This window comes from Knoellia aerolata DSM 18566, from assembly GCF_000768695.1.
Classification (GTDB): domain Bacteria; phylum Actinomycetota; class Actinomycetes; order Actinomycetales; family Dermatophilaceae; genus Knoellia; species Knoellia aerolata.
On the sequence record NZ_AVPL01000019.1, the window covers coordinates 35,534 to 62,278 of the forward strand.

Genomic DNA, 26,745 nt, shown 5'->3' on the forward strand with positions numbered 1-26,745 from the left:
GTGCTGCCGCGCGTCCGGTCTGGATCACGGTCCTGCTCGCGGGGAGGACGGGCCCCGGCATGCTGTCGGCCTGCCGGCGAATGCCGGCAGGCCGACAGCCTGCTGATGTCAGGTCAGGTGCTCACCCGACACGGGGGGGTCACTTCAGCGAGATGCTCGCGTAGTCGGGCACACCGAACGGCGTGACCTTGACGTTGGTGACCTTGTCCGACCAGCCCATGGTGGTCGTGGAGTACCACAGCGGGATGGTGACCATGTCCTTGGCGATGATCGCCTCGGCCTCCTGGTACAGCTTGTTCGACTCGGCAGCGTCGGTGGCCGCAGCGGCCTCCTTGAGCTTGGCGTCGAAGTCGGGGTTGCTGTACTCGGAGTCGTTCGACGAGGCGCCCGTGCCGTAGAGCGGCGCGAGGAAGTTCTCGATCGACGGGTAGTCCATCTGCCAGCCGGTGCGGAACATGCCCTTCATCTTGCCCTCACCGATCTGGGTGCGGAAGGTGGAGAAGTCGACGACCGGGGTCGCGACACAGTCCACGCCGAGCGCCTGCTTGATGCTGTTGCAGGTGGCCTCGGTCCACTCCTTGTGCGATGCGTCGGCGTTGTACGACAGGGTCATCTTGCCGCCCTTGAAGCCGCCCGCCTTGGCGAGCTGCTCCTTGGCCTTGGCCGGGTCGAACTTGCAGAACTCGCCACAGACGTCGGCCTTGTAGCCGTCGACGACCGGGGAGACCCAGCCGGTGGCGGGCTCACGCGTGCCGTTGAAGATCGCCTTGATGATCGCCTCGCGGTTGATCGCCATGGAGATGGCCTTGCGGATCTCGGGACCGTAGTTCGGGTCCACCTTCGCCGGGGCCGTGGTGATCGTCTGGATGACGCCGACCGGCTTCTGGAGGTTGCGGTCCGGAAGGTCGGTCTTGTACTTCTCGTCGATCTGGGCGCTGGCCGGGACCTCGTCGGTCACGTCGAGCTGGTTGGCCTGGACGTCGGCGTAGGCCGCGTTGCTGTCCTGGTAGATCTTGAAGGTGATGGTGTCGAGGTTGCCCTTGGTCTTGCCGCTGTAGTCGGCAAACTTGGTGAGCTTGATCTCGGCGTTCTTGGTCCAGGCGTCGAGCTTGTAGGGACCGGCGCCGATCGGCTTGTCACCGAAGGTCTTCGGGTCCGCGAAGAACGCGTCGGGCTGCGGCGCGAAGGCCGTGTAGCCGAGGCGGACGGGAAGGTTGGAGACCTTCTCGGCGGTCTTGATCGTGAAGGTGGTGTCGTCGACGACCTTGAGCCCGGTCATCTCCTTGGCCTTCGGCTCCGGAGCCTTCACCGGGCCCTCTGCGCCGTCCGGGTCCTCGGACTGGAGGTCCGCGTAGCCCTCGATGGGCTCGAAGAAGTACGAGCCCTGCTGGGCGTTGGGACCGTAAGCGGTGTAGTTCCAGGCGTCGACGAAGTTCTTCGCCTTGACGACGGTGCCGTCGTGGAACTTGTAGTCCTTCTTGAGCTTGACCGTGAAGGTCTGGTTGTCCGTCGTCTCGATCGACTCCGCGATGTCGTTCTCGGGAGCAGCGGTCTCGACGTTGTACTCGACGAGCTTCGCCGTGACGATGTCCAGAACGTTGCCACCACACGTCTCGGACGTGTTGCCCGCGACAAGGGGGTTCTCGGGGTTGCAACCGCGAACCGTGATGGCTCCGCCGGTCTTGGCCGCCGTGCCAGTAGTGGTGTCGCCGTTGTCCTCGTTGCCGCCGCCGCCGCAACCTGCGAGCAGCAGCGCTGCCGCCGAGATGCCGGCAACGGCCACCGTGCGAGTGGTTCCTCGCATGGATGTCCTCCTACGTGTCGATCCGTCCCAGGGAAGTGGACGGACATCAATGAGAGCCGGTCCCGGTCGGGTGGCCCCCGCGAACCCCGGGGAGGGCGCGCGGTCCCTACCCAACCCCACTTGGGCCGCGGAAAGGAGGGACGTGACCGACACGAGACCCGATTGTGACTCTCCCGAAGCGGCTACGGTGACGACGTGCCGACCTACGACGACGACCTGCGACTCGCCCATGTCCTCGCCGACGCCGTGGAGCGGTTGACCGTGTCCCGGTTCCGTGCCGAGGACCTCGTCGTCGAGTCGAAACCGGACCTCACCCTCGTCAGTGACGCCGACCGCAGCGCCGAGGAGCTGGTGCGCAGCCAGCTCAGGCGGACCCGCCCGCGCGACGCCGTCATCGGCGAGGAGATGGAGCCCACCGGGCACGGGCCGCGCCAGTGGGTCATCGACCCCATCGACGGCACGCACAACTTCGTCCGCGGCGTGCCGGTCTGGGCCACCCTCATCGGCCTCATCGACGACGGCAAGCCTGTCCTCGGCCTCGTGGCCGCGCCCGCGCTGGGCCGCCGCTGGTGGGCGGCCGTGGGCAGCGGCGCGTGGGCCGGACGCAGCCTCACGTCCGCGACCCGACTCTCCGTCTCGAAGGTCTCGCAGGTCAGCGACGCCTCGCTGTCGTGCAGCTCGATGACGTCGTGGGACGCCGTCGGGCGCCAGGAGGCGGTCCTCGACCTCGCCCGCGACTGCTGGCGGGAGCGGGCCTACGGCGACTTCTGGTCCTACATGCTTCTTGCGGAGGGCGCCGTCGACATCGCCGCGGAGCCCGAGCTCAACCTGCACGACATGGTCGCGCTCGTCCCGATCGTCACCGAGGCCGGGGGCCGGTTCACGTCGTTGCGGGGCGAGGACGGCCCCTTCGGGGGGAACGCCCTCGCGACCAACGGACTGCTCCACGACGAGGTCCTGTCGCGCATCGGACTCTGACGAGGGGCCTCCCTCAGTTGGGCACGACGGTGACCGGGCCCAGTCCCAGCCCCTCGATCCCCTGGCGCAGGGTCGCGGCGTCGCCGACGACGACGATGACCCACGCCCCCGTCGCGACCGCTCCGTAGGCCGTCACCAGCCGGTCCGCGTCCAGGTCACGCATCGCCGCCAGGGTCGTCGTCTGGAAGTCCAGCGGCAGCCCCTCGATGGCGAGGGCAGAGGCCTCGTCGGCGACGGCGTCCGCGGTGGCGTAGCGACCCGGGGCGGTCTGCACGACGTAGTCGACGCCGGAGCGGATCTCCTCGTCGGAGAACCCGTCCCGGGCGGTGTCGAGGATCCCGACGAGGAGCCGGAGGGCGTCGACGGTGGCGTCGGCGCGCACCGAGCCGGCCGTGACGAACGAGCCTCCTCGAGCGCGCGGGCGGAAGGCCGCCCGGATCCCGTAGGTGTAGCCCTTGTCCTCCCGCAGGACCGCGTCGACACGGGCGCTCGGTGAGCCCCCGATGATGAAGGAGAGGACCGGGTAGGGAGCCCACCCGGAGGCGACCGACCGGTCGGGGCCGGGGGCGGCGACCGACAGCTCGCTCTGGACCGAGCCCGGTCGGTCGACGAGGACGACGCGGGTCTCTCCCCCGGCGGGCGAGGGCGCACGGGGAGGCGTCGCCGGCAGGTGGTCCGGGTTGGTCCATCGACCCAGACCCGAGCTCACGACCCCGGCGACGTCAATCCCGTCGAGGTCGCCCGCCACGACGAGGGTGGCGCCCCGTGGTCCCACGTGCGTCCTGTGGAAGTCGACGACGTCGTCGCGGGTGATGGCGGAGACCGACTCGGTCGTCCCCGCGGTCGGGCGCGACGCCCGCTCGGTGGGCGCCCAGAGCGACGCCGTCACCTCGCGCGCGGCACGGTGCGGGGCGGAGGCACGTTCCTGCTCGATCTCCGCGAGCCGGCTGCGCAGGATGCGGTGGACCTCCGCGGGCGGGAAGGCCGGCTCCGAGACGACCTGGCGCAGCAGGTCCAGAGCGGCGGGCAGGAACCGTTGCGGCACATCGACGTCGACGCTGAGGGCGCCGTCGGTGACGGAGGCACCGAGGACCATGCCGGTGCGCTCCATGAGCTCGGCGAACTCCTCGCTGGAGTGGGTCGCGGTCCCCTCGTCGAGGAGCCGGGCCGTCATCGACGCGACGCCCTCCCGGTCCCGGGGCTCGTCGGTGATGGACAGCGGCACGACGAGGCGCAGCGAGATGACGTACTGGCCGGGGACGGCATACGAGAGGAGTCGTATGCCGTTGTCGGTCACGCTCTCGTGCGGCAGTGGGAAGGCCCACGGGCCCGGCGGCGCGACCTCGGGCCGTGGTGTGGCGAGGGTGCTCATGCGACCTCCTCGGTCTCGACGTCGGCGCGGTAGGCGACCACCGCGCGGCTCTCGGGGCGCAGCCAGCGAGCGGCCGCGGCCCGCACCTGCTCGGGCGTCACGGCACGCAGCCGGTCGAGGTGGGTGTTGACGAGCCCCGGGTCGCCGTGGAGCAGGGCGTAGTGGGACAGCGCGTCGGCGCGTTCCTCCTGGCTGGCCAGCATCGACAGCCAGCCGCGTTCCGCCTGGGCCATCGCCGCGTCCATCTCGGCCTCGGTCGGACCTTCCACGGCGAAGCGCTCGAGCTCCTCGAGCAGGGCCGCCTCGACGGCGTCGGTGTCGGACTCGCCCGCCACGTCGAGGACGAGGAACCCGAGGGAGACGCCGTCGACGAAGCCCCACGAGGTGGCGTGGACGCCGAGCGCGGTCTGCTCGCGGCGGACCAGTCGCCGCACGAGGCGCGACGAGGCGAGACCACCGAGCGCGTCGAGGGCCAGGCTCGCGGCGCTGAACTCCTCGGTCTCGTCGACGGGGAGCCGGAACGCGATGTGCAGCCGGTCGTTGGGGACGTCCTCGCGACGCTCGACCCGGACCGGTTCGGTGAGCGGGCCGAGCGGCTCGACCGGTGGGCGACGAGTCTGCGCGTTCTGCTCGATCGAGCCGAAGTACCGCTCCACCAGGGCGAACCCGTCGTCGGGGGTGACGTCGCCGCAGAGGGTGAGCACGGTGTTGTCCGGGGCGTAGTGCGCCCGGAAGAACGCGTGCACGTCGTCGACGCTCGCGGCGTCGAGATCCTCCATCGACCCGATCGTCGAGTGGTGGTACGGGTGGCCGTCCGGGAACACCGCGGCATACACGTCGATCAACGCGTTGCCGTAGGGCTGGTTGTCGTAGCGCTGGCGCTTCTCCTCCTTGACGACGTCGCGCTGGTTGTCGAGGTTGGCCTGGTTGACCGCGTCGAGGAGGTGTCCGTGGCGGTCGGCCTCGAGCCACAGGGCGAGCTCGAGGGCCCCCTTCGGCACGGTCTCGAAGTAGTTGGTGCGGTCGAACCACGTCGTCGCGTTGAGCCGACCACCCTCCGCCATCAGCGCCTCGAAGTGCTCTCCGCTGCGGACGTTGCGCGAGCCCTGGAACATGAGGTGCTCGAAGAGGTGGGCGAAGCCCGTGCGTCCCGACGCCTCGTGGCGTGACCCCACGCCGACCCAGATGTTGACGGTGACGTTGGGGACGCTGGGGTCCGGTGAGACGACGACACGCAGCCCGTTGGTGAGGGTGCGCTCGTGGACCGGGTAGTCGAGCGGCATTGGGCCACCCTACGTGGCGTCGTCGACCGCGCCGGCCCCGCGAGTGGGGTCAGCCGGTCCGCTCCGCCGACGGCCCGTCGGCCGCGGGCACGTGGTCGGACGCGACGACCGGCAGGGTCGGCAGGTCCTCCGGCGGCATCTTGCGGATGATGTTGCGCGCGATGATCTGCTGCGCCGTCACGGTGCGCTCCGAGCGCCCGCGCCCGATGAAGCTGACCGCCCAGTGCAGCAGGGTCGTGACCCGGTGCTTGAAGCCGATGATGTAGACGAGGTGGATCGCGAGCCACAGCACCCAGGCAGCGAACCCGGAGAAGCGGGCCTTGCCGATGCTGGCGACGGCGCTGAACCGCGAGATCGTCGCCATCGACCCCTTGTCGAAGTAGCGGAACGGCTCGGGCGCCTGCTTGCCGTCGAGGCGGGCCTTGAGGTGCTTGGCGGCGTAGCGGGAGCCCTGGATCGCCACCTGGGCGACGCCCGGCAGGTTGTCGAGCGCCATCATGTCGCCGACGACGTACACCTCGGGTCGGCCGGGGAGGGTGAGGTCCGGGAGGACCTTGACCCGGCCGGCCCGGTCAAGCTCAGCCTCGGACTGGGCGGCGAGCAGGGTGGCGAGCTCCGAGGCCTGCACCCCGGCCGCCCACACCTTGGTCGCGCTCTCGATGCGCTGGTGGGTGCCGTCGCCCTTCTCGATCTCGAGGCCCGTCGAGTCGACCCCGACGACCTTGGCGCCCAGCTCGACCTCGACGCCCATCTTCTCGAGGCGTGACCTCGCCGCGTCGCCGAGGCGGTCACCGAAGGACGGGAGCACCTGGGGCGCCGCGTCGAGGAGGATGACCCGCGCGGTGCGCGTGTCGATGGCGCGGAAGTCGCGCCGCAGGGTGCGGTGGGCGAGCTCGGCGATCTGGCCCGCCATCTCGACCCCGGTGGGACCGGCCCCGACGACGACGAAGGTGAGGTAGCGGTCGCGCTCGGCGGGGGCCGTCGTGAGCTCGGCCCACTCGAAGGCGCCGAAGATGCGTCCGCGCAGCTCGAGGGCGTCGTCGATGCTCTTCATCCCCGGGGCGTACTCGGCGAAGTGGTCGTTGCCGAAGTAGGACTGCCCGGCGCCGGCCGCGACGAGCAGCGTGTCGTAGGTCGAGACGGTCCGGCGGCCCAGCACCTCGCTCGTCACGGTGCGGGCGTCGAGGTCGAGCTCGGTGACGGTGCCGAGGATGACCCGGGCGTTCTTCTGGCGGGCCAGGATCTCGCGGGTGCTCGGCGCGATCTCACCCTCCGACAGGATGCCGGTCGCGACCTGGTAGAGCAGCGGCTGGAACAGGTGGTGGGTCGTCTTGGCGACGAGGGTGACCTCGACGTCGTCGCGGCGCCTGAGCGCCTGCGTGCCGAAGAGACCACCGAATCCGGATCCGATGACGACGACGCGGTGCGGGGCCATGGTGTGTGCCTCCTCCAGGCTGCCGGGTGACCTCCACCCGGAGAAATGACGAAACGGTGAGCCAGGCATTCGCCGACCCACCGTTGTCGTGTGCGACAGGCCACTGCGGTGATGCACCTGTCGACGCCCTCATCCTACCGCGGACCAGCGGGACGGCCGAGCCGGGGCCGGGGCAAAGCGGCGCCCACCCCGGTCCTCGATCGGGCCCGAGGGCACAGGACCTTCGACCCGGCACGGCGTCCCGTGGACGGACGAGACTGGGAATGAAGGGAGGTGAGATCAGATGCGAAAGACAATGCGCGATGTCGTGGGCAGTCTCCTGTTCCTGGCCATCGGGATCCCCTACGTCGGATTCGTCATCAACGGCGAGATGCCCTTCGTCGAGGACGAGCGCGGGATGTCCGCGGTCGGGCTGATCCTCGGCGCGGCGGCATACCTCGTCCTCCGCAAGGGAGACCCGCTCGACCGGGTCGGCAAGCTCGAGGCAGCGGTCGCCATCGTGTCCCTGGCGCTGGGCCTGGCGGCCCTGGCGTTCGCCGAGACAGCAGCAGCCGCGGCACTGCTCGCCACGTTCATGGGTTCGCTGGTCGTCCTCTGGGCGGTCGAGCTCGTTGACCACGCCGGCTGGGTCCGTCATGGGACTCCCACCCGGCCCGTGGCGCACGGCTAGGCAGTCCCGGCACGGGGCACCACCCCCGAGGCCCGTCCGACGACGAGTCGGGGAGTCTCGGGTGCACGGCAGCAGGCCCGGACCTCTGGTCCGGGCCTGCTGTCGTCTTCGTGGTAGCGGGGGCAGGATTTGAACCTGCGACCTCCGGGTTATGAGCCCGGCGAGCTACCGAGCTGCTCCACCCCGCGACGAGTGAGGACCTTGCGGCCTCTCGGTAAGCACCACGGTACGTGACGTCGCGCCGAGGTCCAAATCGGTGCCGGTCCGACCTCGCCACGGGTCGGACCGGCGAGCGTCACGGTGACGCGCTGGGGCTGGGTGTCGCGCTCGGGCTCGGCGTCGCCGAGCCCGAGGGTGCGGGGACGGCGAGCTGCGGACTCAGTGCGGCCGCTCGCGCGATCGCGTCCTGCAGGTCCTTCTGGGCCACGCCGTATGCCGCGAAGTCGCCCTTCTTGAGCGCCGCCTGGCCGGCGGCGTTGGCGGCCTCGATGTCGCGGATGACCTCGGCCAGCTGCGCCGCCGCGGTCTCGACCGGGGCCCCGGGCGCGGGAGGCGTGGTCCCCGGCGTCGTCGGCTCGGAGCCGCTGTCCCCGGCGCTGGCGCCGGAGTTGCCGCCGAACACTCCGTCGAGCGCCTGGTCGAGGGTCTCACCCCAGGCGATGCGCTTGCCGAACACCGCCACGGTCGCCTTGTTCTGGGGGAACGAGCCACCCTCGCGGGAGGCCTGGACGTACATGGGCTGGACGTAGAGCAGACCTTCACCGACGGGGAGCGTGAGGAGGTTGCCGTAGGTGAGGGTCTTGCCCGACTGCCGGTTCTGCGCGATGAACTGGCTGAGGTTGAGCGGCTCGCTGGGACTCTGCGAACGGGCCGTCGAGACCTCGATCTGGTTCTGCACCTGGCCCGGCCCGTCGACGGCCGAGTTGCGCGGCAGCTCGAGCAGGCGCATCGACCCGTAGCCCGCCGCCGGCTTGCCCGCTGCCGTGCCGGCGTCGGAGTCGACGGCGAGGAAGCCGCGCAGGATCTCACGCCCGCTGCCCGACGGGATGAACGTCGTCGTGAGCGAGAACGCGGGGGCGCTCTGGTCCGGCATCTTGAGGGACTGGTAGTAGACGGGCTGGTCCTGCGAGGCGTGCGTCGGGTCCTTGGGGACCTTCCAGAAGTCGCCACCGCCGTAGTACGAGTTGGCGTCCGTCACGTGGTAGCTCGCGAGCAGCTGGCGCTGGACCTTGAACAGGTCCTGCGGGTAGCGCACGTGCGACATGAGCTGGGAGGACATCTCGGACAGCGGGGACACCGCTCCCGGGAAGGCCTTGCTCCACGCCTTGAGGATGGGATCGGTCGTGTCCCAGCCGTAGAGCTTCACGGCGCCGTCGTGGGCGTCGACCGTGGCCTTGACCGAGTTGCGGATGTAGTTGACCTGCCCCGCACCGGCGACGACGACATTGGAGCGCTCGCTCACCGAGTCCGACGTCGCCTCCTCGAGCTCGGTGAGGCGGCTGTTGGGGTAGCGGGCGGTGGTCGTGTAGGCGTCCACGATCCACTTCACGCGTCCGTCGACGACCGCGGGGTAGGCGTTGCCGTCGATGGTGAGGAACGGCGCCACGCGCTCGATCCGCTCCCGCGGCTGGCGGTGGTCGAGCAGTCGGGACTCGCCGTTGACCGCGTCGGACAGGAGGAACTTCGGCTCGCGGTACTTCACGGCATATGCGATCTTGCGCAGGAACGAGCCGATGGCGACACCGCCCTTGCCCTCGTACGTGGTGTTGGCCTGGCCACCCTCGCCCTGGTCGTCCGGGAAGTCGAACTCGCGCGGCTTGGCACCCTCCGGGGCCCCGACGATCGAGTACGTGGGCGACTCCTCGCCGAAGTAGATCCGCGGCTCGTACTCCGCTCCCATCGGGCCCTTGGTCGAGAAGCCGCTGGAGAAGAACTGGGGGTCGCCCTCGCTCGTGCGGCGGTTGCCGTAGGCGCCGATGAAGCCGAAGCCGTGTGTGTAGACGGTGTGGTCGTTGAGCCAGTTGCGCTGGCCCTCGGGCACCCCGGCGAGGTTGAGCTCACGGACCGCGACGACGGAGTCGCTCTTCTTGCCGTCGATGGCGTAGCGGTCGACGTCGAGGATGTCCGGGAAGGCGTAGTACTGGCGCAGTCCCTCGAACTGGCGGAAGGTCGGCGAGACGACGTTGGGGTCGACGAGCCGGATGCCGGGAATGGTGTCGGCGTCGGCGCGCAGCTGGCCGGGCGCGGCGTCCGTGGTCGCCGTGTACGGCGTCTTCTCGATGCCGTCGATGGCGAACGCCTTGCGGGTGGCGTCGATGTTGCGCTGGATGTACTGGGCCTCGAGCGACTTCTCGGAGGGGCGCACCTTGAGCGACTGGACGGCGGCCGGGTAGAGGCCGCCCGCGACGACGGAGAGCACGGTGAGCAGGCCGACACCGATGAGCGGCAGCCGCCAGCTGCGCGTCCAGATCGACGCGATGAAGAAGCCGGCACACATCACCGTCGCGACCGCGAGGATCGCCTTGATCGGGAGGACGGCGTTGGCGTCGGTGTAGGTGATGCCGGTGATGAGCCGGGACTCGTGGGTCGTGAGGCTGTAGCGGTCGAGCCAGTAGGCGGCCGCGCGCACGAGGGCCAGCAGCGAGGCGATGGTCGCGATCTGGATGAAGGCGGCCCGGGTCGTCGTGCCGCGACCGGGCAGCTGCAGTCCGCCGTAGACGTAGTGGGTGAAGGCGGCGGCGATGAGCGCGAGCAGCAGGACGACCGTGAAGAAGCTGACGAGGAAGCGCAGCCACGGCAGCGTGAAGACGTAGAAGCCGACGTCGAGGCCGAACTGCGGGTCGTTGGTGCCGAACGGAACGGCGTTGCGCCACAGCAGGAACGTCTTCCACGCCCCCATGGCGGCAGCGCCCGCCAGCAGGCCGAGGATCGAGGGGATGACGACCGTCGCCAGGCGACGCAGCGGGTCGAGCACCTGGCGGTACTGGTCGAGCACCTGCGCGGACGGCGAGGGCGCGATGCGCAGCGGACGAGTCCGGTATGCCGTCACGAGGCTTGCGCCGACCGCGCCGGCGGTGAGGATGAACGCGGCAACGAACAGCAGGACGCGGGTCCCGAGCTGGGTGACGAAGACGTCGCGGAAGCCGACGGAGTCGTACCACCAGATGTCGGTGACCACACCCGCGGCCATGAGCAGCAGCACGGCGAGCCCGGCGAGGATCGCCAGCGTCGTGCCCAGGGGTCCGCGCTTCGGCGGCGCCCCGGATCCCCCGGGCCGCACCGGCCTGCCGAAGCCGGCGCCCCCGTTGCCGGGACCCCCGGGGCGGCTCGATCCCTCACCGTCGCGCCCGCCCGGCGCTCCGGCTCCCTTGTCCGCGTCGTCGGGGTTGATCCCGTCGAACCACTCTGGCCGGCTCACTTCTGACTCCACATCGCGCAGCTCCCCGAGCGAACCCGGGCTGGAGGGGCCAACCTATCTTCCCAACATGTGTGCGGCACGATGGGTCCGTGACCCGCGCCTCGCAGCCCGTGACCGACCCGCTCTCGATCGCCGCCCTCGACACCGAACGCCATGTCGGGTCGGCCGGCTGGGACCAGCCGCCGCGCCTGTTCGCCCTCGTGCCGACGGCTGAGCTGCTCACCCGCGAGCCCCAGCTCGCCGCAGGGCTCACCGTGTCGGACCAGATCGAGGGCGCCCTCACGGCCATCGAGCAGGAGGACCTCCCCGAGACCGACTCGATCGAGTCGCTCCTCGCCCAGATCGCCTGGCCGGACACGGTGGTCGGCTGCGCGATCGTCGTGGAACGTCTGGTCGTCCCACCCGACGCCGAGCGCGACCTCCCGTCCGACCGCGACGCGGCGGTGGCCGAGCTGGCCGGGCACCCCGACCGGCGTGACGTCAGGCTGCTCGCGGCGGCCACGCGTGACGGGGCGAGCATCTGCCTGCTCCGCCAGCGGGAGCACGACAGCGACGACCGGGTGGCCACCGGGAGCGACATCGCACCCGGGCTCGTCGCGGCGCTGCGCGCGACCCTGACCGACTGACGCGTCAGCCGGCCGAGCAGCCGGGCAGGGAGTCGGCCCTGCCGGCCGCGATGGCCCGGACCGCGCCGAGGGCGTCGTCGAAGGTGCCGATCCGCACGACGGTGAGCCCGTCGGGCACGTGGTCGACGACCTCGTCGCAGTTGTCCTGGGGGGCGAGGAAGTAGTCCGCTCCCCCGTCGCTCGCCCCGGCCAACTTCTGGCGGATGCCCCCGATGGGGCCGACGGACTCGTCCGGCTCCATCGTGCCGGTGCCCGCGATGCGCTTCCCACCGGTGAGGTCGCCGGGTGTGAGGACGTCGTAGACGGCCAGGGTGAACATCGTCCCCGCCGACGGCCCACCCACCCCACCGGCCGTGATCGTCACGTCGACGGGCAGGTCGTACTCGCGCCCGAGCATCACGCCGACGACCGTCGTGCCGTCGTTGTCCCGCGTCGGGACGGACAGGGCCTTCTCGGCGCCGTCGCGCCGGACGACGACGGCGATGGGTTCGCCGGCCTTCTGGGCGCGGACGGCGGTCTGGACCGCGGCCGCATCGGGGGTCGCGACGCCCGCCACGGAGACGAACTGGTCGCCCGCCTCGAGGACGCCGGTGGCGGGAGACCCCTCGGCCAGCTGCGAGATGACGACCCGTTCCGGAACCTCTCGACCCGTCTCCCGCAGCGCGATCGCGGCCGCGACCTCCTGGGAGTCGACCATCTCGGCCGCGTTCTCCTGCTGGATCTCCTCGCGGGTCACCGGCTCGGGGTAGAACTCCTCCCGCCGGAAGACCTCGCGGTCGTCGCGCAGGGCGGCCACGGCGAGGTCGAACGCGTCGACGCGGTTGCCCGGGCCGCCGAGGACCTGGACCGTGGTGAAGTCGAGGGCTCCCTTGGCGGGGTAGGTGGTCGCACCCTTCACCTGGATGATCGGCTCGCCGTCCAGCTCGCCGAGCGTGTTGGCGACGGGTCCCGGCACCAGCACCACGTAGGGCAAGGGGATGAGGGAGATGCCCGCACCGAGCGCGATCGCGAGGAACAGCATCGTCAGCAGGCCCCCGCTCCGTCGGCTCACGGCGTAGCGGTTCGGCGCGTCCGCCCCGGCAGGTGCCGCCGCACGCTCGGAGGCGCTGCCGTGGTCCTCGGCAGCGGGCTCGGACGTGCTCACGTCAGTCCGACCCACTCGGTGGCGCCGTCGCCGAGGTGCTGGTGCTTCCAGATGGGGACCTCGGCCTTGAGGGTGTCGATGAGGTCGCGGCACGACGCGAACGCCGCGTCCCGATGAGGAGCCGAGGTGGCGACGACCACGGCCACGTCACCCACCTCGAGGTGTCCGCTCCGGTGGAGCGCGGCGACCCGAACGGCGTCCGAGCGCAGGGCGACCAGCTCGGCCACCTCGGTCAGGCGCTCCTGGGCGCTCGGGTGCACCGAGTAGTCGAGCGAGGAGACGTCCTGACCCCGGTCGTGGTCGCGCACCACCCCGACGAACACGGTGATCCCACCGCAGCCCGGGTCCTGCACCGCGGCGATGACCTCGTCGACCGACAGGGGCTGCTCGCGGATCTCGGCGAGGGCGACCGTCCCTGTGGCCACGGGGGCGCTGCTCGGGTCGTGCTGCACGAGCTTCTCCTCGGAACTATCGCCGGACCATTCATGGTTGGGTACTGATGAGACCACATCCTCTCACCGCCACCACCAGGAGTCCCGCAGTGACCGATTCGCCCGACCGCCCGGACGAGCCCGAGGACTCGGGCATTCCCCCGGAGCTGGAGGAGGTCCTCAGGGGCCTCACCGGTGGGCAGGCCCTCGACCCGCAGATGCTCGAGATGATGCGCGGGATGGGACTGGACCAGGTCGACCCGCAGATGCTCCAGATGGTGGCGGGGCAGGTGCAGGCGATGTTCGCCGGCGCCGACGAGAGCGGGTCGGTCGACGTGGCCGCCGCGACGGACATCGCCCGCAGGACCGTGGCCGCCAAGGGCGACCCGAGCGTCGCGGCGTCGATCGTCAGCGACACCCGGCAGGCCGTGGACGTCGCCAACCTCTGGCTCGACGCGGTCACGGACGTCGACCACTCGGGCCTCGTCGGCCGGGCCTGGAGCCGCGCGGAGTGGGTCGAGGCGACCATGCCGGTCTGGCGCGAGCTCGTCGACCCCATCGCGGTCGGGGTGAGCGACGCGATGGGTGCCGCGATCACCAAGCAGCTCGGCTCGCTCGGCGAGGGTGGCCTGCCCGAAGGGCTCGTGCCGCCCGGGACCAACCCCGCCGCCCTCATGGGGCAGATGGGGCCCATGCTCCGGCGGATGCAGGGCTCGATGTTCTCGCTCCAGCTCGGTCAGGCCGTCGGGACCCTGGCCGACGAGGTCCTCACCGGGTGCGAGGTGTCGCTGCCGCTCGTCGCCGCACCCGACGTCGTCCTCATGCCCGAGGCCATCGCCGCGTTCGCGGAAGGCCTCGAGATCGACGTGCCGCAGGCCAGGCTCCACCTCGCCGTGCGCGAGAGCGCCCGCACCCGCCTGTTCCACGCCGTCCCGTGGTTGGCCCCCCAGGTGCTCGCCGCGGTCCGCGACTACGCCCGGGACACGACCATCGACACCGACGCGATCGAGGAGGGGCTGCGCTCGATCGACCCCACGGACGCGGACGCGATGCAGCAGGCGATCGCCGGTCGGCTCTTCGCCCCCGAGCAGTCGCCGGCCCAGAAGGCCGCACTGCTCCGGCTCGAGACCCTCCTCGCCCTCGTCGAGGGGTGGGTCGACGTCGTGACGGCTGCCGCCGTCAGGGCCCACCTCCCCCAGGCGGATGCGCTCGGCGAGGCGGTGCGTCGTCGCCGCGCCAGCGGCGGGCCGGCCGAGAAGACCTTCGCCGCCCTGGTCGGGCTCGACCTGCGCCCCCGCCGGCTGCGCGACGCCGCCAACCTCTTCGCCGCCCTCGAGGCCTCCGGTGGCGCGACGATGCGCGACGCCGCGTGGGACCACCCCGACGTCGCTCCCGACGCCGCCGACCTCGACGACCCGTTGGGCTACGTCGAGCGCCAGGGTGCGCCGTCGACGAGCGACATGGACGCCGAGCTGGACGCGTTGCTGCGCGGCGAGGCGCCCGGCGACTCGACCGACGACCGTCCCGGCTCGTGACCCGGGACGTCTCCACCAGGTCCGCCGACCCGGCCGTGAGCGCGGCCTTCGCGCACCTGCACGCGCAGGCACGAGCCACGCTCGGGTCGTGGCACGCGCCGGACGAGCGACAGGACGCCCTCAGGGCGGCCTACCTCGAGCACCTCCACCGGCACCCGGACGGCGTGGCCAAGGCGGGGCCACCCGAGCACCTCACCGCCAGCTGCCTCGTGCTGAGCCCGGACGCCGAGCACGTGCTGCTCACCCACCACCGTCGGGCCAGGAGCTGGTTCCAGTTCGGCGGCCACCTCGACGTCGGTGACGTCGACCTGCACGCGGCGGCGACCCGCGAGGCGCGCGAGGAGTCCGGCATCCCGACTGTGACGCCCGCGCCGGTCGTGGTCCAGCTCGACCGGCACATCCTGCACGGTGACTTCGTGCACTGCCGGGAGCACCTCGACGTGCGCTTCGCCGCGGTGCTCGACCGCACCTCGACCCCGACCACCGGCGAGGAGTCGCTCGAGGTGGCGTGGTGGCCGACCTCGCGCCTGCCCCAGGGCACCCGTGCCGAGCTCGGCGCGCTGGTCGACGCGGCCAGGCTGGCCCTCGACCTGTGAACACCGTCAGGCGGTGACCGTGACGTCCTCGACGCCCGTCGCGTCGTCCGGCTCGTCGACGTCGTCGGCCATGTCGAGGCCCTGGGCCAGGGCGACCCCGTCGAGGAACCCGCGCGCCCTCTCGAGCCGGGGGTAGGACCGCAGGAGCGTCCAGAAGTCCCGGTTGTGCCCCGCGACGAGCAGGTGAGCGAGCTCGTGCAGGATGACGTAGTCGACGACGTACGAGGGCATGCCCCGGAGCCGGTCGGAGAGCCGGATCGAGCCGTCGGCCGGGGTGCAGCTCCCCCAGCGGGAGCGCTGGTTGGACACCCATCTGATGCTCGAGGGCCGGGCGTGCCCGCCGAGGTAGCGCGCAGAGAGGTCGCTCGCCCGGGCCAGCAGGTCGGTGTCACTGGGGCGGCGGCGCCGCTCGCCCGCCTCGAGCTTCTTGAGCATCCGGGCCACCCAGACGCGCTCCTCGCTCCGGCTCATCGACGCGGGGATGAGGATCACCACCCGTCCGGCCTCGCGGCGCGCGCTCACGGTGCGTCGACGCCGCGCACTGCGGCGGACCTCGACGTCCTCGGTGCTCACGTCTCCACGGTAGGGCAGCCCCCTGTCATCCTCCGGAGGCGGGCGCGGCGTGCCGGACCACGGAGCGTGGCTGAGCACGAATCCGTGCTCAGGCTGGTCTAGGGTGCAAGGGTCATCGCCGCTCACCGCGGCACCACGACCAAGGAGTTGCAATGGCAGACGAGACCTACAAGGGCGAGTTCTACTGCGTGAAGTGCAAGGAGAAGCGCGAGGCCGAGGGCAACGTCGTCGTGTCCGACAACGGCCGCCGCATGGCCAAGGGCAAGTGCCCGGTCTGCGGGACCAACCTCAACCGCATCCTCGGCAAGGCCTGAGCGCCCAGCCCCCTCGTTCTCCCGCGGCCCCCGGTGACCACCGGGGGCCGCGTCGCGTCCGGGGCCGACGGCTGTGGACGACGGCTGTGGACGACGGCGCAGCCGGCCGGGCGGGCTGTGCCAGATTGGCGGAACCACACGTCCCCGGGAGGCAGCGATGGCCCAGCCGGCGATCGTCGTGGACGGCCGCGGCGGCCTCCCCGACGAGATCTGCCGACAGCTCAGGCTCGCCGGCGCCGCCCGGGTCCACGGTGGGGCGTACGCCGCCGACGCCGCCGAGTCCCTGCTAGCCCTCAGCCCGAGCGAGCGCCCGGCCGCCGTGGTCCTCGTCGACACCCACACGGTGGCCCTCGAGGCGACCACGCCCTGGCACCGCGCCGGAGTCCCGCACCTCCCGGTGACGTGCGACGGGCGGGTCGCCGTCGTCGGACCCCTCGTCGTCCCCGGCACCGGGGCCTGCTGGCGGTGCCGCGCCCTCACCGCGCACGACCTCGACTCGATCGGCGCCCCCTGCACGAGGCACGCCTCCCTCGACCGGGTCAGGCTCCCCTCGGGCAGTCTCGGCGTCCTCACCGCCGCGGTGACGGCCACCGTCGTGCTCGCCGCCGTCGCGGGCACCTCGCGCCTCGCGGGGGTGTCGACGGAGATCGAGGTCGAGGGCCCGAGCGTGGTCCACCGCCACTGGGGCAGGCACCCGCTCTGCACCGAGTGCGCTGCCGGGGTGGCGCCGTCGTGGCCTGGCCCCGGTCAGGACACAATGGCCGGGTGAGTGAGATCCCGCGGCGGTCGCTGAAGCGCACCGCGAAGCTGGTCGGACTGCCGCTGGGCCATGCGGGCCGGGCCGCGGTGGGACTCGGTCGCCGCGTCGGCGGGGCTCCGGCCGAGGCCATCGCCGCCGAGCTCCAGGCGCGCACCGCGGAGCAGCTCTTCGCCGTGCTCGGGGAGCTCAAGGGCGGGGCGATGAAGTTCGGCCAGGCCCTCTCCGTCATGGAGGCCGCAATGCCCGAGGAGCTGGCCGGGCCCTACCGCGCCACCCTCACCAAGCTCCAGGACGCCGCCCCGCCGATGGCCGTCGACCGGGTCCACGCCATCCTCGCCGAGCAGCTCGGGCCGCGCTGGCGCACGGCGAAGTTCCAGTCGTTCGAGGACAAGCCCGTCGCCGCCGCCTCCATCGGTCAGGTGCACCGCGCCGTGTGGCGCGACGGCCGCGACGTCGCGGTCAAGATCCAGTACCCCGGGGCCGGGGAGGCCCTGCTCTCCGACATCACCCAGCTGTCGCGCGTGGCGCGCCTGGCCGGGGCGTGGATCCCCGGCATCGCCATGGGACCGATCCTCGACGAGGTCAAGGCCCGGATGAGCGAGGAGCTCGACTACGACCTCGAGGCGCGCCACCAGAGGGTGTTCGCCAAGGCCTTCCGCGACGACGCCGACGCCTTCGTCCCCGACGTCCTCGCCCACTCGTCGCAGGTCATCGTCTCGGAGTGGGTCGAGGGCCGCCCGCTCTCGCAGGTGATCTCCCACGGGACGCCGGCCGAGCGCGACCAGGCCTCGAGCCTCTACCTCGAGTTCCTGCTGCGCGGTCCCAACCGCGCGCGCCTGCTCCACGCCGACCCCCACCCGGGCAACTTCCGGATCACCCCTGACGGACGACTGGGGGTCATGGATTTCGGCGCGGTCAACCGCCTGCCCGGCGGCATGCCGTCGACGATGGGCGAGATCATCACCGCCACCCTCGCCGGCGACGAGCCGGCGCTCGGCGAGGTGCTGCGCCGGGCCGGCTTCATCCGGCCCACGGTCGACGTCTCCGACGCGGCGCTCATGCACTTCATGCAGACGTTCGTCGCGCCGCTCGAGCACGAGACCTTCACGTTCAGCCGGAGCTGGCTCCGCTCGGTGTCCGCGACCATCCAGGACCCGAGGCGCGAGGAGTTCCTCGTCAGCCTGCGCTTCAACCTCCCCCCGGACTACCTGCTCATCCACCGGGTGTGGCTCGGCTGCATCGGCGTGCTCAGCCAGGTCGGCGGCACCGTGCCCATGCGCGACCTCATCGTCGCCCACGTTCCGGGCATCGACGAGGACCGGCTCCCGGCCGCGACGTGAGCGGACGGCATACGGTGCCCTGACCGTCCTCGGCGATGCCGGTCTGCAGCGGTCAGGCCTTGGCCGCCTTGGCCTCGGCCTTGGCCGCCTTCTTGAAGTCCCGCACCTTCTGGAGCGACTCCGCGTCGACGACGTCCGCGACCGACCGGAAGCTGCCCTCCTCGGCGTAGGCACCGGCGGCCCGCTCCCAGCCCGGCGGGCGGACGCCCAGCTGCTTGGCGAGCAGGGCCACGAAGATCCGGGCCTTCTGCTCACCGAACCCGGGCAGCCTGGTGAGCCGGGTGAAGAGCTCGGCGCCGCTGCCCGCCCCGGTCCAGATGCGGCTGGCGTCACCGTCGTACTCGTCGCGCACGACCGTCGCCAGGGCCTGGATCCGCCCGGCCATCGACCGTCCGTAGCGGTGCACCGCGGGCGGGGTCGCGCACAGGTCGGCGAACGCCTCCGGGTCGGCGGCGGCGATGGCGGCGACGTCGAGCGTGCCGAACCGGTCGAGGACCTTGGCGGGACCGGCGAAGGCGCGTTCCATCGGGAACTGCTGGTCGAGCAGCATCCCGGTCAGCAGCGCGAACGGGTCCTCGCTGAGCACCTGGTCGGCAGCGGCGTCCTGGGCGATCGTCAAGGTGACCATGCGCCCAGACTAGGACGCAGCGGGTGTGGGCTCACGCGGGTCGGTCCGACGCCGACCGGGCCATCGGCAGGCCCTCCCCGCGCCAGGCCGCGAACCCGCCGACGAGATCCGTCGCCCGCGACAGTCCGAGGGAGCGCAGGGCGTCGGCGGCGAGGCTGGACGTGTAGCCCTCCTGGCACATGACGATCACGCGGGTGTCGTACGCGACGCCGGGCAGCGCCACCTCCTGCCGGGGGTCGAAACGCCACTCGAGGACGTTGCGCTCGACCACCAGCGGCGCGAGGCCCGGAGCCACCTCACCCTCGGCGGCACGCTGCCCGGAGGGGCGGATGTCGACGAGCCACGCGGCGCCGGACCGGACCTCGCGCCACGCCTCCCGTGCCGAGACCCGCTCGAGCCCGGCTCGGGCCCTCACGAGCATCTCCTCGATGCCGTGCCCGCTCACCAGCCCTCGCCCCGCTGCTCGACACCGGACAGGACGAGTGCGCCGTCGACGACGTCGTAGTGGGTCATCTGGTCCAGCCGGGGCGAGTACGCATGAACGCTCAAGGCCGCCTCCTCCGAGTCGTTGCGGACGTCGTGCAGGTGGTTGGCCCCGAAGGCGCGGCCCTCCCCCTCCGTGAGCACCCGGGCGTGGAGGTCGCCGTGGACGACCTGGCGTTCGGTGAGCGAGCCGCGGACCACGGTGATCGCGCCGCGCGACCCGCCGTGGTCGTGGAACCCCGTGCCGGCCCCGGGTGGCCACTCGATGAGCCAGAGCTGGAGGTGGGGGGTCTCGGCGAGCTGGTGCCAGCGCCGACCGCTGGGGTCCTCGACGCGGGCGGGGAGCAGGTCGGGCAGCTCCGGGTCGGCGGCGAAGAGCCGGGCGACGCGCAGCAGCTGGACGGGGGTGAAGGAGCTGACGCCGGGGATGGCGGATGCGGGTCGTGCGAGGGTCATGGATGTCTCCGGTGGGGTGTCGTCTGCGGGGCGCGCCGGGAGCGCGACATGGTGCCTGCGTCAGGGGCGACAGCGACAGCGACAGCACATGACGGCAGCGGGCATGGCCGGGAACATCCGGACGGCTGCGGTCGGCGACATGGGAAGAACGAACCACCCGAACCTCCCGACGTCCATCACCACCGGGTCCGAGTCTCAGGACGTGGGCAACGACGCCTGCCCGGACAGGGGACGGCGCCGCTCCCGGCGTGGGGAGCGGCGCCGACTCGGTCGGTCATCGCACGATCATGCGGACCTCGGCGAGCAGTCGCTCTCGCTCGAGGTGCGCCTGCGCGCGGCGTTGCGCCTCGTGAGCGTCCCGCTCGTGCGTGGTGCGACGAACCTGCTGCATTCGCCTGCGGTACATGGCTCCTCCAAGGATCCGGGTGTGTGGTCATGTGGTCATGTGGTCAGGTGGTGGAGTCGTCGACGGTCACGCCGCCACGGGCTCCTTGCGCGGACGGCCGCGGGGCCGCTTCCGGGGGATGACGACGCCCTGCTCGAAGAGCTCGCCGCCCCAGACACCCCAGGGCTCCTGGCGCTCGAGGGCACCCATGAGGCAGGAGTCCTTGATCGGGCAGGTTCCGCAGAGGGCCTTGGCGAACTCGACGCCCACCGGGGTGTCGGCGAACCAGAGCTCGGCGTCGTTCTCGCGACAGGGCACGGAATCACCGAGTCGGACAGTGCACTCCTGTGCGTCGATGAGGTCGGTCAGCTGCACGGGTGTCACCTCCTTCTCCGCCCCGGTCGGGGCGGTTCGTGTACTTCGTTCGGTTGTCTGGTGATGTCTGTGGATCGACGGACGCACGAAAAAGGCCGCGGATCCCGGGTGGGTTCCGCGGCCTGCAGGCCAGTCGCTGCTGTGGCTACAGCGGCGACGCCAAGGAGGCGGCGGACAGAACACCCGTGGTGAGGACGAAGGCTGCATCGGCGCGGAGGCCGGTGCCGCGAGCGGCGACCGTCATTCCGGCAGCGGGCACACTCGTCCCCTGGACCGGCACGTTGGTGGCCGCGAGGGTCGGCAGAGCGCCCTGGTGCTCACGCGTGCGGAACGGGACGAAGTGGTCCGTTGCGATGCTCTTCGTGATCTCCATGCGGCCAACCCTCCTCACTGAAATGGTGCTGTCATGGCACGGCTGCTGCCGTGCTGTGAGATCAGGCTAGGGGGTCGCGCCGAGGGGGTGCAACGGAATTAATGAGTTGATTTCTCCGCAGGGACGGTCGTGCGGCGCATCATGGTGTGCCAGAGCCGTTTTCGAGTCAGTAATCTTCTGCAGCAGCGACGACGGACTCGGGCGTCTCACCGCTCAGCACGGCCAGGACCTGGCTGGCGTAGAGGTCGAGCTTGCGCTGGCCCACACCGCTGATCGACGACAGCGCCGCCAGGTCCGCCGGGGTCTGCTCGGCGATGGCCGTCAGCGTCGCGTCGGTGAAGACGACGTATGCCGGCACGCTCGCCGAGCGTGCCGTGGCGAGCCGCCACTCGCGCAGCCGGTCGAACGTCGCCTCGTCGTAGGTCGCCGGGCAGGACGCGCACCGCCCGACCGTGCGCTCCCCCGCGGTCTCGAGGTCGGCGCCGCAGGTGCGACAGGTGCTGCGGCGGCGGACCTTGGGTCCCTTGGTGCCGGCGGCACCACCGACCCGCGACGACCGCTTGGGCTGCGAACGAGCGCCCTCACCGAGGATGCTCGCCGTGCCGTCGAGGAACCGGGACGGGCGCCTCGTGGCCCGGGCCCCCGGGGTCCGGGCCCCCGACCACGACAGGACGAGGCGGTCCCGGGCACGCGTCACGCCGACGTAGAGGAGCCGGCGCTCCTCCTCGATGGCCTCCGGCGTGTCCGCCATGCTGATCGGCAGGTAGCCGTCGGAGCACCCGATGAGGAAGACGGTCCCCCACTCGAGGCCCTTCGCGGCGTGCAGCGACGCGAGCGTGACGCCCTGCACCGCCGGCGCGTGCTGGGAGGCCATCCGCTCGTCGAGCTCCCGGACGAAGGCCGGCATCCGCGCCTCGCCGTCGGCCGCGAAGACGTCGTCCGCCAGCGCGGCGAGCGAGGTCAGCGACTCCCAGCGCTCGCGCGAGGCCCCGCCCGCGGCCGGGGCGTCGCGCGACCACCCGGCACCGAGGAGCACGTCACGCACGAGGTCGGGCAGCGGCACCGACCCGTCGTCGGAGCGGGCGGCGCCACGCATGAGGACGATGGCCTCCCGCACCTCCCTGCGCTGGAAGAACCGCTCGCCGCCGCGCACGAGGTAGGGGATGCCCCGGTCCGCGAGCGCGGACTCCACGAGCTCGGACTGGCCGTTGGTGCGGAACAGCACCGCGACATCGGCGGGGGCGGAGCCGTCCGCGATGAGGTCCGCGACCTGGGCGGCGACGGCCGCGGCCTCGGCCGGGTCGTCGCTGTGCTGGACGAGGGAGGGGACCACACCGGTGGCCCGCTGCGCCTCGAGGACGACCGACCCGCTGCGGCGCCCGCCGCTCGGGGAGCGGAGCACGAGGTTGGCGAGCCCGACGATCTCGGGCGTCGAGCGGTAGTTGCGCACGAGCTCCACCTGGCGGGCGCCCGGGTGGCGCGAGCGGAAGCCGAGCAGGTGCACCGGGGAGGCCCCGGTGAACGAGTAGATCGTCTGGGCCGGGTCGCCCACGACACAGATGTCGTCGCGGTCGGCCAGCCACAGGTCGAGGAGCCGCTGCTGGAGCGCGTTGACGTCCTGGTACTCGTCGACGACGAAGCTGCGGTACTGCTCGCGGACCGCGCGCGCGACCGTGTCGTTCTCGTCGAGGATGCCCGCGAGGACGAGGAGCACGTCCTCGAAGTCGATCACCCCGCGCTCCGCCTTGACCTCCTCGTAGGCCGTGATGACCCGCGACATCGCCGTGAGGTCCAGGCCCGGCGCCTCGCGGCCCGCGCCGCGGGCGGCGGCGGCATAGGTCTCGGCGGTCAGCATGCTCACCTTGGCCCACTCGACCTCGGCGGCGAGGTCGCGCAGCCCGGTGCGGTCGAAGCGCAACCGGAGCCGCCCGGCGGCCTCGGCCACCGCCCCGGCCTTGTGCGGCATGACCTCCGGCGCCGCGCCCCCGATGGCCTGCGGCCAGAAGTAGTGCAGCTGCCTCAGCGCCGCCGCGTGGAAGGTCCGGGCCTGCACCCCGCCGACGCCGAGGTCACGCAGGCGGGTGCGCATCTCGCCCGCGGCCCGGGCGGTGAAGGTGACCGCGAGCGTGCGCTGCGGCTGCTGCGCACCGGAGAGGACGGCATACGCGATCCGGTGCGTGATGGCGCGGGTCTTGCCGGTCCCGGCGCCGGCGAGCACGACCATGGGCCCGGACGGGTTGGCGGCGACCTCGCGCTGCTCCGGGTCGAGGCCGTCGAGGACCGCGTCGGCGGAGGGGTGTGCGGGCAGCGGGGACATCGATGAGATCCTAGGTGGAGCGTCCGACCTGCCCTCCCCGACCGTCCACAGGAGCCCCATGAGCCACCACACGCCTGCCGCCGGAACCGTGACGATGTTCTCGACCACGTGGTGCGGCTACTGCCGCCGGCTCAAGTCGCAGCTCGACCGCGAGGGCATCGAGGTGTCGGTCGTCGACATCGAGCACGACGAGGACGCCGCGGTCTACGTCATGCAGGTCAACGGCGGCAACCAGACCGTGCCGACCGTGGTCTTCCCCGACGGCACCGCCGCCACGAACCCGTCGCTCGCCGAGGTCAAGCAGCGCCTCAGCGCCTGAGCCCGTCCGTTCAGCCCCTCAGGGTCGTGTCGGGGACGTCGATCTCCTCGCCGTACCAGTGCTCGATGAGCCGGCGGGCGATCGAGATCCGGCTGGAGATGCGCAGCGACCCGTCCTCGACGGCAGCCCGCAGCTGCTCGCGGTCGAACCACCGCGCCGCCTCGATCTCGTCCTCCTGGAGCCGCAGCTCGGTGGAGACCGCCCGCGCCGTGAACCCGACCATGAGCGAGGAGGGGAAGGGCCACGGCTGGTCCCCGAGGTAGGTCACGTCCTCGACGGGCACCCCCACCTCCTCGTACACCTCGCGCGCCACGGCCGCCGCCAGGCTCTCCCCCGGCTCGACGAAGCCCGCCAGCACCGACATCCCCTGCGCCGCGAAGCCGACCCCGCGCGCGAGCAGGAGCCGGTCGTCGGCGTCGACCACCGACATGATCACGGCCGGGTCGGTGCGCGGGTAGTGCTCGCTCGCGTCGACCGGGCACACCCGGATCCAGCCCGCCCGGGCCGGCTGCGTGGGCGACCCGCACCTCGGACAGAACGTGTGGCTCCGGTGCCAGTTCGCCAGACCGGTCGCCGTCGTGAGGACGCCCGCGTCGAGGTCCCCGAGCCGGGCGCCCACGGCGCGCAGTCCGCTGCGCCGGTCACCGTCCGGGTTCGCCCTGTCGTCCGCGACCGAGAGCACGTATGCCGTCCCGCCCGCCGGTGCGTCGTGGCCGAGGTACGCGACGAAGCGGCCACGGTCTCCGGCCTCCGGGGACCGGTAGCGCAGCGAGACCTCGGCGTCGTCGCCGTGCTCCTCGACGTCCGCGCGCCCGTCGACCAGCTCGAGCACGCGGGTCCCCGGGTCGTCGAGGAGCTGCTCGAGCAGTCCCGGCTCGGTGCGCAGCTCGCTGCGGCGGTCGAGACCACCACGGGAGAGGGCCAAGGAGGGAAGACTCGCTGCTGCTGTGGCCACGTTCACCACCCTAGGCCGCCACACGGCATACGGTGAGCGCGTGGAACGCACCCCGACCTTTCTCGCCGCCCTGGCCAGTGCCGCCGTCCCCGGCCTGGACCCGGTGAGCGTCGAGGCACTCCCGAGCGTCGCCGAGCAGGACTACGACGTCGCCTTCGTCCAGGACAGCGAGCACCGGCGCTGGGTCGTGCGGGCGCCGCGCACCGAGGCGGCCGGGGCCCGCATGGACCTCAGCGTGACGTTGCTCCAGATGCTCGCCCGGCGGGTGCCCTTCGCCATCCCCGTGCCCCGCGGGTTCGTCGAGCTCAAGGGCGGTGGCCGAGCGATGGTCTACCCGTTCCTTCCCGGCCACAACCTCGCCTTCGACGAGCTGCCCGCCGGACCGGGGCCGGCCGCCGACCTCGGTCGCGCGCTCGCCGCCCTGCACAACACCGACGTCCGCCTCTTCGACGAGGCCGGGATGCCGACCTACGACACCGACTCGTACCGCACCCGGCGACTCGCCGAGCTCGACCGCGCCGCCGAGTCCGGTCGGGTGCCGACCGGGCTGCTCGCGCGGTGGGAGCGAGCCCTCGAGGACGTCGGGCTCTGGCGCTTCGCGCCGACCCCGGTGCACGGCTCGCTCACCGGTGAGCACGTCCTCGCCGTCTTCGAGGACGACTCCGACGCCTCCACCGGGCGGATCCGGGGGATCACCGGCTGGGAGGACGCCAAGGTCGCGGACCCGGCCGACGACTTCGCCGCCATCGTCAACGAGGCCGACCCGGCCACCGTCGAGACGGTCGCCGAGGCCTACGCCCATGCGCGGGTCGAGCGCCCGGACCCCAACCTGCTCGTCCGGGCCCGGCTCGCCGCCGAGCTCGGCGTCCTGGCCGAGCTGATGCGCGCCGACGCCCGTGGCGACGAGGCCGCCATCGAGGGACTCTCGACGCGGCTGCGCCGGCTCGACGACGAGGTGCACGCGGAGGACACCGCCGACGACTACCGCCGCACCTCGCTCACGCCGGTCGCGCTGCGCGCCCGGTCGACGCCCCCGCCCATCGTGGAGGAGGACGACGAGGACGACGGCGTCGAGTTCGAGCAGTCCACCGCGGGCACGGACGAGGACCACTCGAGTGCGGGCGCGGACAGCGCCGAGGCCGACTCCGCCGCCGTCGCGGACCGGGACGGCGAGAGCGCCGTCGGCGACCCGGAGGACGTGGTCGACGAGGCGGTGGCGCCGCACGAGCCGGAGGACGTCGTCGTCGAGGACCTCTCTCCGGACGACGAGGTCGCCTGGACGCCTCGCACCCTGCGCTCCGAGCCGACCGTCGCCATCGAGGTCGCGCGCGAGGACTCCGACGACTCCGACGACTCCGACGACTCCGCCTTCGCCGACGACGTGGTCGACGAGCCCACGGGGACCGACGCCGAGGGCACGCGACCCGAGGACGACGCGAGCACGCGGCCCGACGACGCCCAGCCCGACGAGGCCGAGCCCGAGGTCACGGACCCGGAACGGCCGACAGGAGAGCGCTGATCTCGGCCTCGCCGACGAGCTCGGGCCAGACCGTCTCGCCGCTCCCTGCGTAGTAGAACGCGCCCCGGACGCGTTCCGGCTCGACCCCCCGCAGCCGCGACCAGGCGACCCGGTACGCCGCCAGCTGGAGGGCGCGCACCCGGGCCGCCTCGCCGGCGGGCTTGCGCCCGGTCTTCCAGTCGACGATGACCCAGTCGGCGCCCTCGACGTCCGCGAAGACCGCGTCGACGCGTCCGCGGATGGCGACGCCGTCGATGACCGTCTCGAGCGCGGTCTCGATCTCGGCGGGGTGCCGCCCCGCCCACGGGCTGGCGAGGAAGCGTTCGCGCATGGCGGGCAGCTCCTCGTCGCTCATGGGGTCCTCGTCGGCGCTGCCCGGCAGGTCGAGGACGTCGACGAAGGCCGCGCGGGCGTAGTGCGACTCGACCCAGGCATGGAACGCCGTGCCCCGACGGGCGGCCCCGGCAGGCGCCGAGGGCATGGGCCGCCGGAGCTCGTCGGTGAACCGAGCGGGGTCACGGGCCAGCGCGACGAGCGACGACGCGGACAGGTGGGAGGGGAGCTCGACGACGTCGGCGTGCCGCGCCTGCCGGGCCGCCCGCTCGGCGAGCAGGACCTCCGTCTCGCGCGCCCACGGCCCGGTCCCCTGCGCCGAG

The 26,745-nt window shown here is 72.2% G+C and carries 27 protein-coding genes and 1 tRNA gene; 10 read left to right on the top strand and 18 right to left on the bottom strand.

Annotated elements, in window-relative coordinates; all coding sequences use genetic code 11:
* Nucleotides 1-139 precede the first annotated feature (139 nt).
* A complete protein-coding gene (locus tag N801_RS09090; RefSeq protein WP_035936604.1) occupies nt 140-1,804 on the bottom strand; it encodes a peptide ABC transporter substrate-binding protein in 1,665 nt (554 codons plus the stop codon).
* A gap of 195 nt (nt 1,805-1,999) precedes the next feature.
* Here N801_RS09090 and hisN point away from each other — a divergent pair, with 195 nt between their 5' ends.
* On the top strand, nt 2,000-2,782 hold the full coding sequence (gene hisN, locus N801_RS09095) for a histidinol-phosphatase (RefSeq protein ID WP_035936608.1): 783 nt from the start codon (nt 2,000-2,002) through the stop codon (nt 2,780-2,782).
* 13 nt (nt 2,783-2,795) lie between these two features.
* Here the strand turns inward: hisN and N801_RS09100 are convergent, their stop codons facing one another.
* The 3 genes from N801_RS09100 to N801_RS09110 are packed head-to-tail and all read right to left on the bottom strand — an operon-like array spanning nt 2,796 to nt 6,872.
* Nucleotides 2,796-4,154: a M16 family metallopeptidase gene (locus N801_RS09100; protein ID WP_035936611.1), complete on the bottom strand. Its 1,359-nt coding sequence runs from the start codon at nt 4,152-4,154 to the stop codon at nt 2,796-2,798.
* On the bottom strand, nt 4,151-5,437 hold the full coding sequence (locus tag N801_RS09105) for a M16 family metallopeptidase (protein ID WP_035936613.1): 1,287 nt from the start codon (nt 5,435-5,437) through the stop codon (nt 4,151-4,153). The genes N801_RS09100 and N801_RS09105 overlap by 4 nt, the downstream gene beginning before the upstream one ends.
* A 49-nt stretch (nt 5,438-5,486) precedes the next feature.
* Nucleotides 5,487-6,872, bottom strand: a complete 1,386-nt coding sequence (locus N801_RS09110; protein WP_035936619.1) for an NAD(P)/FAD-dependent oxidoreductase — start codon at nt 6,870-6,872, stop codon at nt 5,487-5,489.
* A 307-nt stretch (nt 6,873-7,179) separates the two neighbouring features.
* Here N801_RS09110 and N801_RS09115 point away from each other — a divergent pair, with 307 nt between their 5' ends.
* Nucleotides 7,180-7,542: a hypothetical protein gene (locus N801_RS09115; protein WP_035936621.1), complete on the top strand. Its 363-nt coding sequence runs from the start codon at nt 7,180-7,182 to the stop codon at nt 7,540-7,542.
* Nucleotides 7,543-7,653: 111 nt separating this feature from the next.
* On the opposite strand, the gene N801_RS09120 is transcribed toward N801_RS09115, so the two are convergent.
* Nucleotides 7,654-7,730: transfer RNA gene (locus N801_RS09120), tRNA-Met, on the bottom strand.
* A gap of 107 nt (nt 7,731-7,837) precedes the next feature.
* Nucleotides 7,838-10,960, bottom strand: coding sequence for a UPF0182 family membrane protein (locus tag N801_RS09125; RefSeq protein ID WP_035936624.1), 3,123 nt, complete (start codon nt 10,958-10,960; stop codon nt 7,838-7,840).
* 89 nt (nt 10,961-11,049) lie between these two features.
* Between N801_RS09125 and N801_RS09130 the strand changes: the two genes are divergently transcribed.
* Complete coding sequence (locus N801_RS09130) at nt 11,050-11,586, top strand: PPA1309 family protein (RefSeq protein WP_035936626.1); 537 nt, start codon at nt 11,050-11,052, stop codon at nt 11,584-11,586.
* 4 nt (nt 11,587-11,590) lie between these two features.
* Here the strand turns inward: N801_RS09130 and N801_RS09135 are convergent, their stop codons facing one another.
* Together N801_RS09135 and N801_RS09140 are read right to left on the bottom strand one after the other, a co-directional pair.
* Nucleotides 11,591-12,730 carry a YlbL family protein gene (locus N801_RS09135; protein ID WP_245618323.1) on the bottom strand — a complete coding sequence of 380 codons (1,140 nt, stop codon included), beginning with the start codon at nt 12,728-12,730 and terminating at the stop codon, nt 11,591-11,593.
* On the bottom strand, nt 12,727-13,182 hold the full coding sequence (locus tag N801_RS09140; protein ID WP_084108567.1) for a molybdenum cofactor biosynthesis protein MoaE: 456 nt from the start codon (nt 13,180-13,182) through the stop codon (nt 12,727-12,729). Before N801_RS09140 ends, N801_RS09135 begins: the two co-directional genes overlap by 4 nt.
* 89 nt (nt 13,183-13,271) lie before the next feature.
* On the opposite strand from N801_RS09140, the gene N801_RS09145 reads away from it, so the two are divergent.
* Together N801_RS09145 and N801_RS09150 are read left to right on the top strand one after the other, a co-directional pair.
* Nucleotides 13,272-14,696 carry a zinc-dependent metalloprotease gene (locus N801_RS09145; RefSeq protein WP_035936629.1) on the top strand — a complete coding sequence of 475 codons (1,425 nt, stop codon included), beginning with the start codon at nt 13,272-13,274 and terminating at the stop codon, nt 14,694-14,696.
* Complete coding sequence (locus N801_RS09150; protein WP_052112794.1) at nt 14,693-15,292, top strand: NUDIX hydrolase; 600 nt, start codon at nt 14,693-14,695, stop codon at nt 15,290-15,292. Before N801_RS09145 ends, N801_RS09150 begins: the two co-directional genes overlap by 4 nt.
* Before the next feature lie 6 nt (nt 15,293-15,298).
* On the opposite strand, the gene N801_RS09155 is transcribed toward N801_RS09150, so the two are convergent.
* Complete coding sequence (locus N801_RS09155; protein WP_035936632.1) at nt 15,299-15,865, bottom strand: M48 metallopeptidase family protein; 567 nt, start codon at nt 15,863-15,865, stop codon at nt 15,299-15,301.
* 152 nt (nt 15,866-16,017) lie between these two features.
* Between N801_RS09155 and N801_RS21010 the strand changes: the two genes are divergently transcribed.
* From N801_RS21010 to N801_RS09165, 3 genes are all read left to right on the top strand, one after another.
* Complete coding sequence (locus N801_RS21010) at nt 16,018-16,179, top strand: DUF5679 domain-containing protein (protein WP_009775774.1); 162 nt, start codon at nt 16,018-16,020, stop codon at nt 16,177-16,179.
* Between the two features lie 157 nt (nt 16,180-16,336).
* Nucleotides 16,337-16,948 (top strand): hypothetical protein, encoded by a 612-nt coding sequence (locus tag N801_RS09160; protein WP_035936634.1) that lies wholly within the window; start codon nt 16,337-16,339, stop codon nt 16,946-16,948.
* Nucleotides 16,945-18,279 (top strand): ABC1 kinase family protein, encoded by a 1,335-nt coding sequence (locus tag N801_RS09165; protein WP_035936636.1) that lies wholly within the window; start codon nt 16,945-16,947, stop codon nt 18,277-18,279. Before N801_RS09160 ends, N801_RS09165 begins: the two co-directional genes overlap by 4 nt.
* A gap of 52 nt (nt 18,280-18,331) precedes the next feature.
* Here N801_RS09165 and N801_RS09170 read toward each other — a convergent pair whose 3' ends face one another.
* From N801_RS09170 to N801_RS09195, 7 genes are all read right to left on the bottom strand, one after another.
* Complete coding sequence (locus tag N801_RS09170; protein ID WP_035936639.1) at nt 18,332-18,907, bottom strand: HhH-GPD-type base excision DNA repair protein; 576 nt, start codon at nt 18,905-18,907, stop codon at nt 18,332-18,334.
* 31 nt (nt 18,908-18,938) lie between these two features.
* On the bottom strand, nt 18,939-19,352 hold the full coding sequence (locus N801_RS09175; protein ID WP_035936641.1) for a rhodanese-like domain-containing protein: 414 nt from the start codon (nt 19,350-19,352) through the stop codon (nt 18,939-18,941).
* Nucleotides 19,349-19,846 (bottom strand): cysteine dioxygenase, encoded by a 498-nt coding sequence (locus tag N801_RS09180; RefSeq protein WP_035936645.1) that lies wholly within the window; start codon nt 19,844-19,846, stop codon nt 19,349-19,351. Before N801_RS09180 ends, N801_RS09175 begins: the two co-directional genes overlap by 4 nt.
* A gap of 274 nt (nt 19,847-20,120) precedes the next feature.
* Nucleotides 20,121-20,252 carry a hypothetical protein gene (locus tag N801_RS21760; protein ID WP_281175683.1) on the bottom strand — a complete coding sequence of 44 codons (132 nt, stop codon included), beginning with the start codon at nt 20,250-20,252 and terminating at the stop codon, nt 20,121-20,123.
* Between the two features lie 66 nt (nt 20,253-20,318).
* Nucleotides 20,319-20,606 (bottom strand): WhiB family transcriptional regulator, encoded by a 288-nt coding sequence (locus tag N801_RS09185; RefSeq protein WP_035936647.1) that lies wholly within the window; start codon nt 20,604-20,606, stop codon nt 20,319-20,321.
* A gap of 145 nt (nt 20,607-20,751) precedes the next feature.
* On the bottom strand, nt 20,752-20,979 hold the full coding sequence (locus N801_RS09190) for a hypothetical protein (protein ID WP_035936649.1): 228 nt from the start codon (nt 20,977-20,979) through the stop codon (nt 20,752-20,754).
* 166 nt (nt 20,980-21,145) lie between these two features.
* Nucleotides 21,146-23,296: an ATP-dependent DNA helicase UvrD2 gene (locus N801_RS09195; RefSeq protein WP_035936654.1), complete on the bottom strand. Its 2,151-nt coding sequence runs from the start codon at nt 23,294-23,296 to the stop codon at nt 21,146-21,148.
* Nucleotides 23,297-23,354: 58 nt separating this feature from the next.
* Between N801_RS09195 and N801_RS09200 the strand changes: the two genes are divergently transcribed.
* Nucleotides 23,355-23,615 carry a mycoredoxin gene (locus N801_RS09200; protein ID WP_035936656.1) on the top strand — a complete coding sequence of 87 codons (261 nt, stop codon included), beginning with the start codon at nt 23,355-23,357 and terminating at the stop codon, nt 23,613-23,615.
* A 10-nt stretch (nt 23,616-23,625) separates the two neighbouring features.
* On the opposite strand, the gene nudC is transcribed toward N801_RS09200, so the two are convergent.
* The gene (gene nudC / locus N801_RS09205) at nt 23,626-24,570 is read right to left on the bottom strand and encodes an NAD(+) diphosphatase (RefSeq protein ID WP_035936660.1); all 945 of its coding nucleotides are present in this window, start codon (nt 24,568-24,570) and stop codon (nt 23,626-23,628) included.
* 40 nt (nt 24,571-24,610) lie between these two features.
* Between nudC and N801_RS09210 the strand changes: the two genes are divergently transcribed.
* Nucleotides 24,611-26,089: a macrolide 2'-phosphotransferase gene (locus N801_RS09210; RefSeq protein ID WP_084108570.1), complete on the top strand. Its 1,479-nt coding sequence runs from the start codon at nt 24,611-24,613 to the stop codon at nt 26,087-26,089.
* Here the strand turns inward: N801_RS09210 and N801_RS09215 are convergent.
* The coding region (locus N801_RS09215; RefSeq protein ID WP_035936662.1) for a RecB family exonuclease at nt 26,055-26,745 on the bottom strand (691 nt) is incomplete at its 5' end. The genes N801_RS09210 and N801_RS09215 overlap by 35 nt on opposite strands.

What these genes read in the sequence shown, in the direction of transcription:
- N801_RS09090 (WP_035936604.1), bottom strand. Translation starts at nt 1,804, where the DNA reads ATGCGAGGAACCACTCGCACGGTGGCCGTTGCCGGCATCTCGGCGGCA.
- N801_RS09100 (WP_035936611.1), bottom strand. Translation starts at nt 4,154, where the DNA reads ATGAGCACCCTCGCCACACCACGGCCCGAGGTCGCGCCGCCGGGCCCG.
- N801_RS09105 (WP_035936613.1), bottom strand. Translation starts at nt 5,437, where the DNA reads ATGCCGCTCGACTACCCGGTCCACGAGCGCACCCTCACCAACGGGCTG.
- N801_RS09110 (WP_035936619.1), bottom strand. Translation starts at nt 6,872, where the DNA reads ATGGCCCCGCACCGCGTCGTCGTCATCGGATCCGGATTCGGTGGTCTC.
- N801_RS21010 (WP_009775774.1), top strand. Translation starts at nt 16,018, where the DNA reads ATGGCAGACGAGACCTACAAGGGCGAGTTCTACTGCGTGAAGTGCAAG.
- N801_RS09160 (WP_035936634.1), top strand. Translation starts at nt 16,337, where the DNA reads ATGGCCCAGCCGGCGATCGTCGTGGACGGCCGCGGCGGCCTCCCCGAC.
- N801_RS09170 (WP_035936639.1), bottom strand. Translation starts at nt 18,907, where the DNA reads ATGGTCACCTTGACGATCGCCCAGGACGCCGCTGCCGACCAGGTGCTC.
- N801_RS09180 (WP_035936645.1), bottom strand. Translation starts at nt 19,846, where the DNA reads ATGACCCTCGCACGACCCGCATCCGCCATCCCCGGCGTCAGCTCCTTC.
- N801_RS21760 (WP_281175683.1), bottom strand. Translation starts at nt 20,252, where the DNA reads ATGTACCGCAGGCGAATGCAGCAGGTTCGTCGCACCACGCACGAGCGG.
- N801_RS09190 (WP_035936649.1), bottom strand. Translation starts at nt 20,979, where the DNA reads ATGGAGATCACGAAGAGCATCGCAACGGACCACTTCGTCCCGTTCCGC.
- N801_RS09195 (WP_035936654.1), bottom strand. Translation starts at nt 23,296, where the DNA reads ATGTCCCCGCTGCCCGCACACCCCTCCGCCGACGCGGTCCTCGACGGC.
- N801_RS09200 (WP_035936656.1), top strand. Translation starts at nt 23,355, where the DNA reads ATGAGCCACCACACGCCTGCCGCCGGAACCGTGACGATGTTCTCGACC.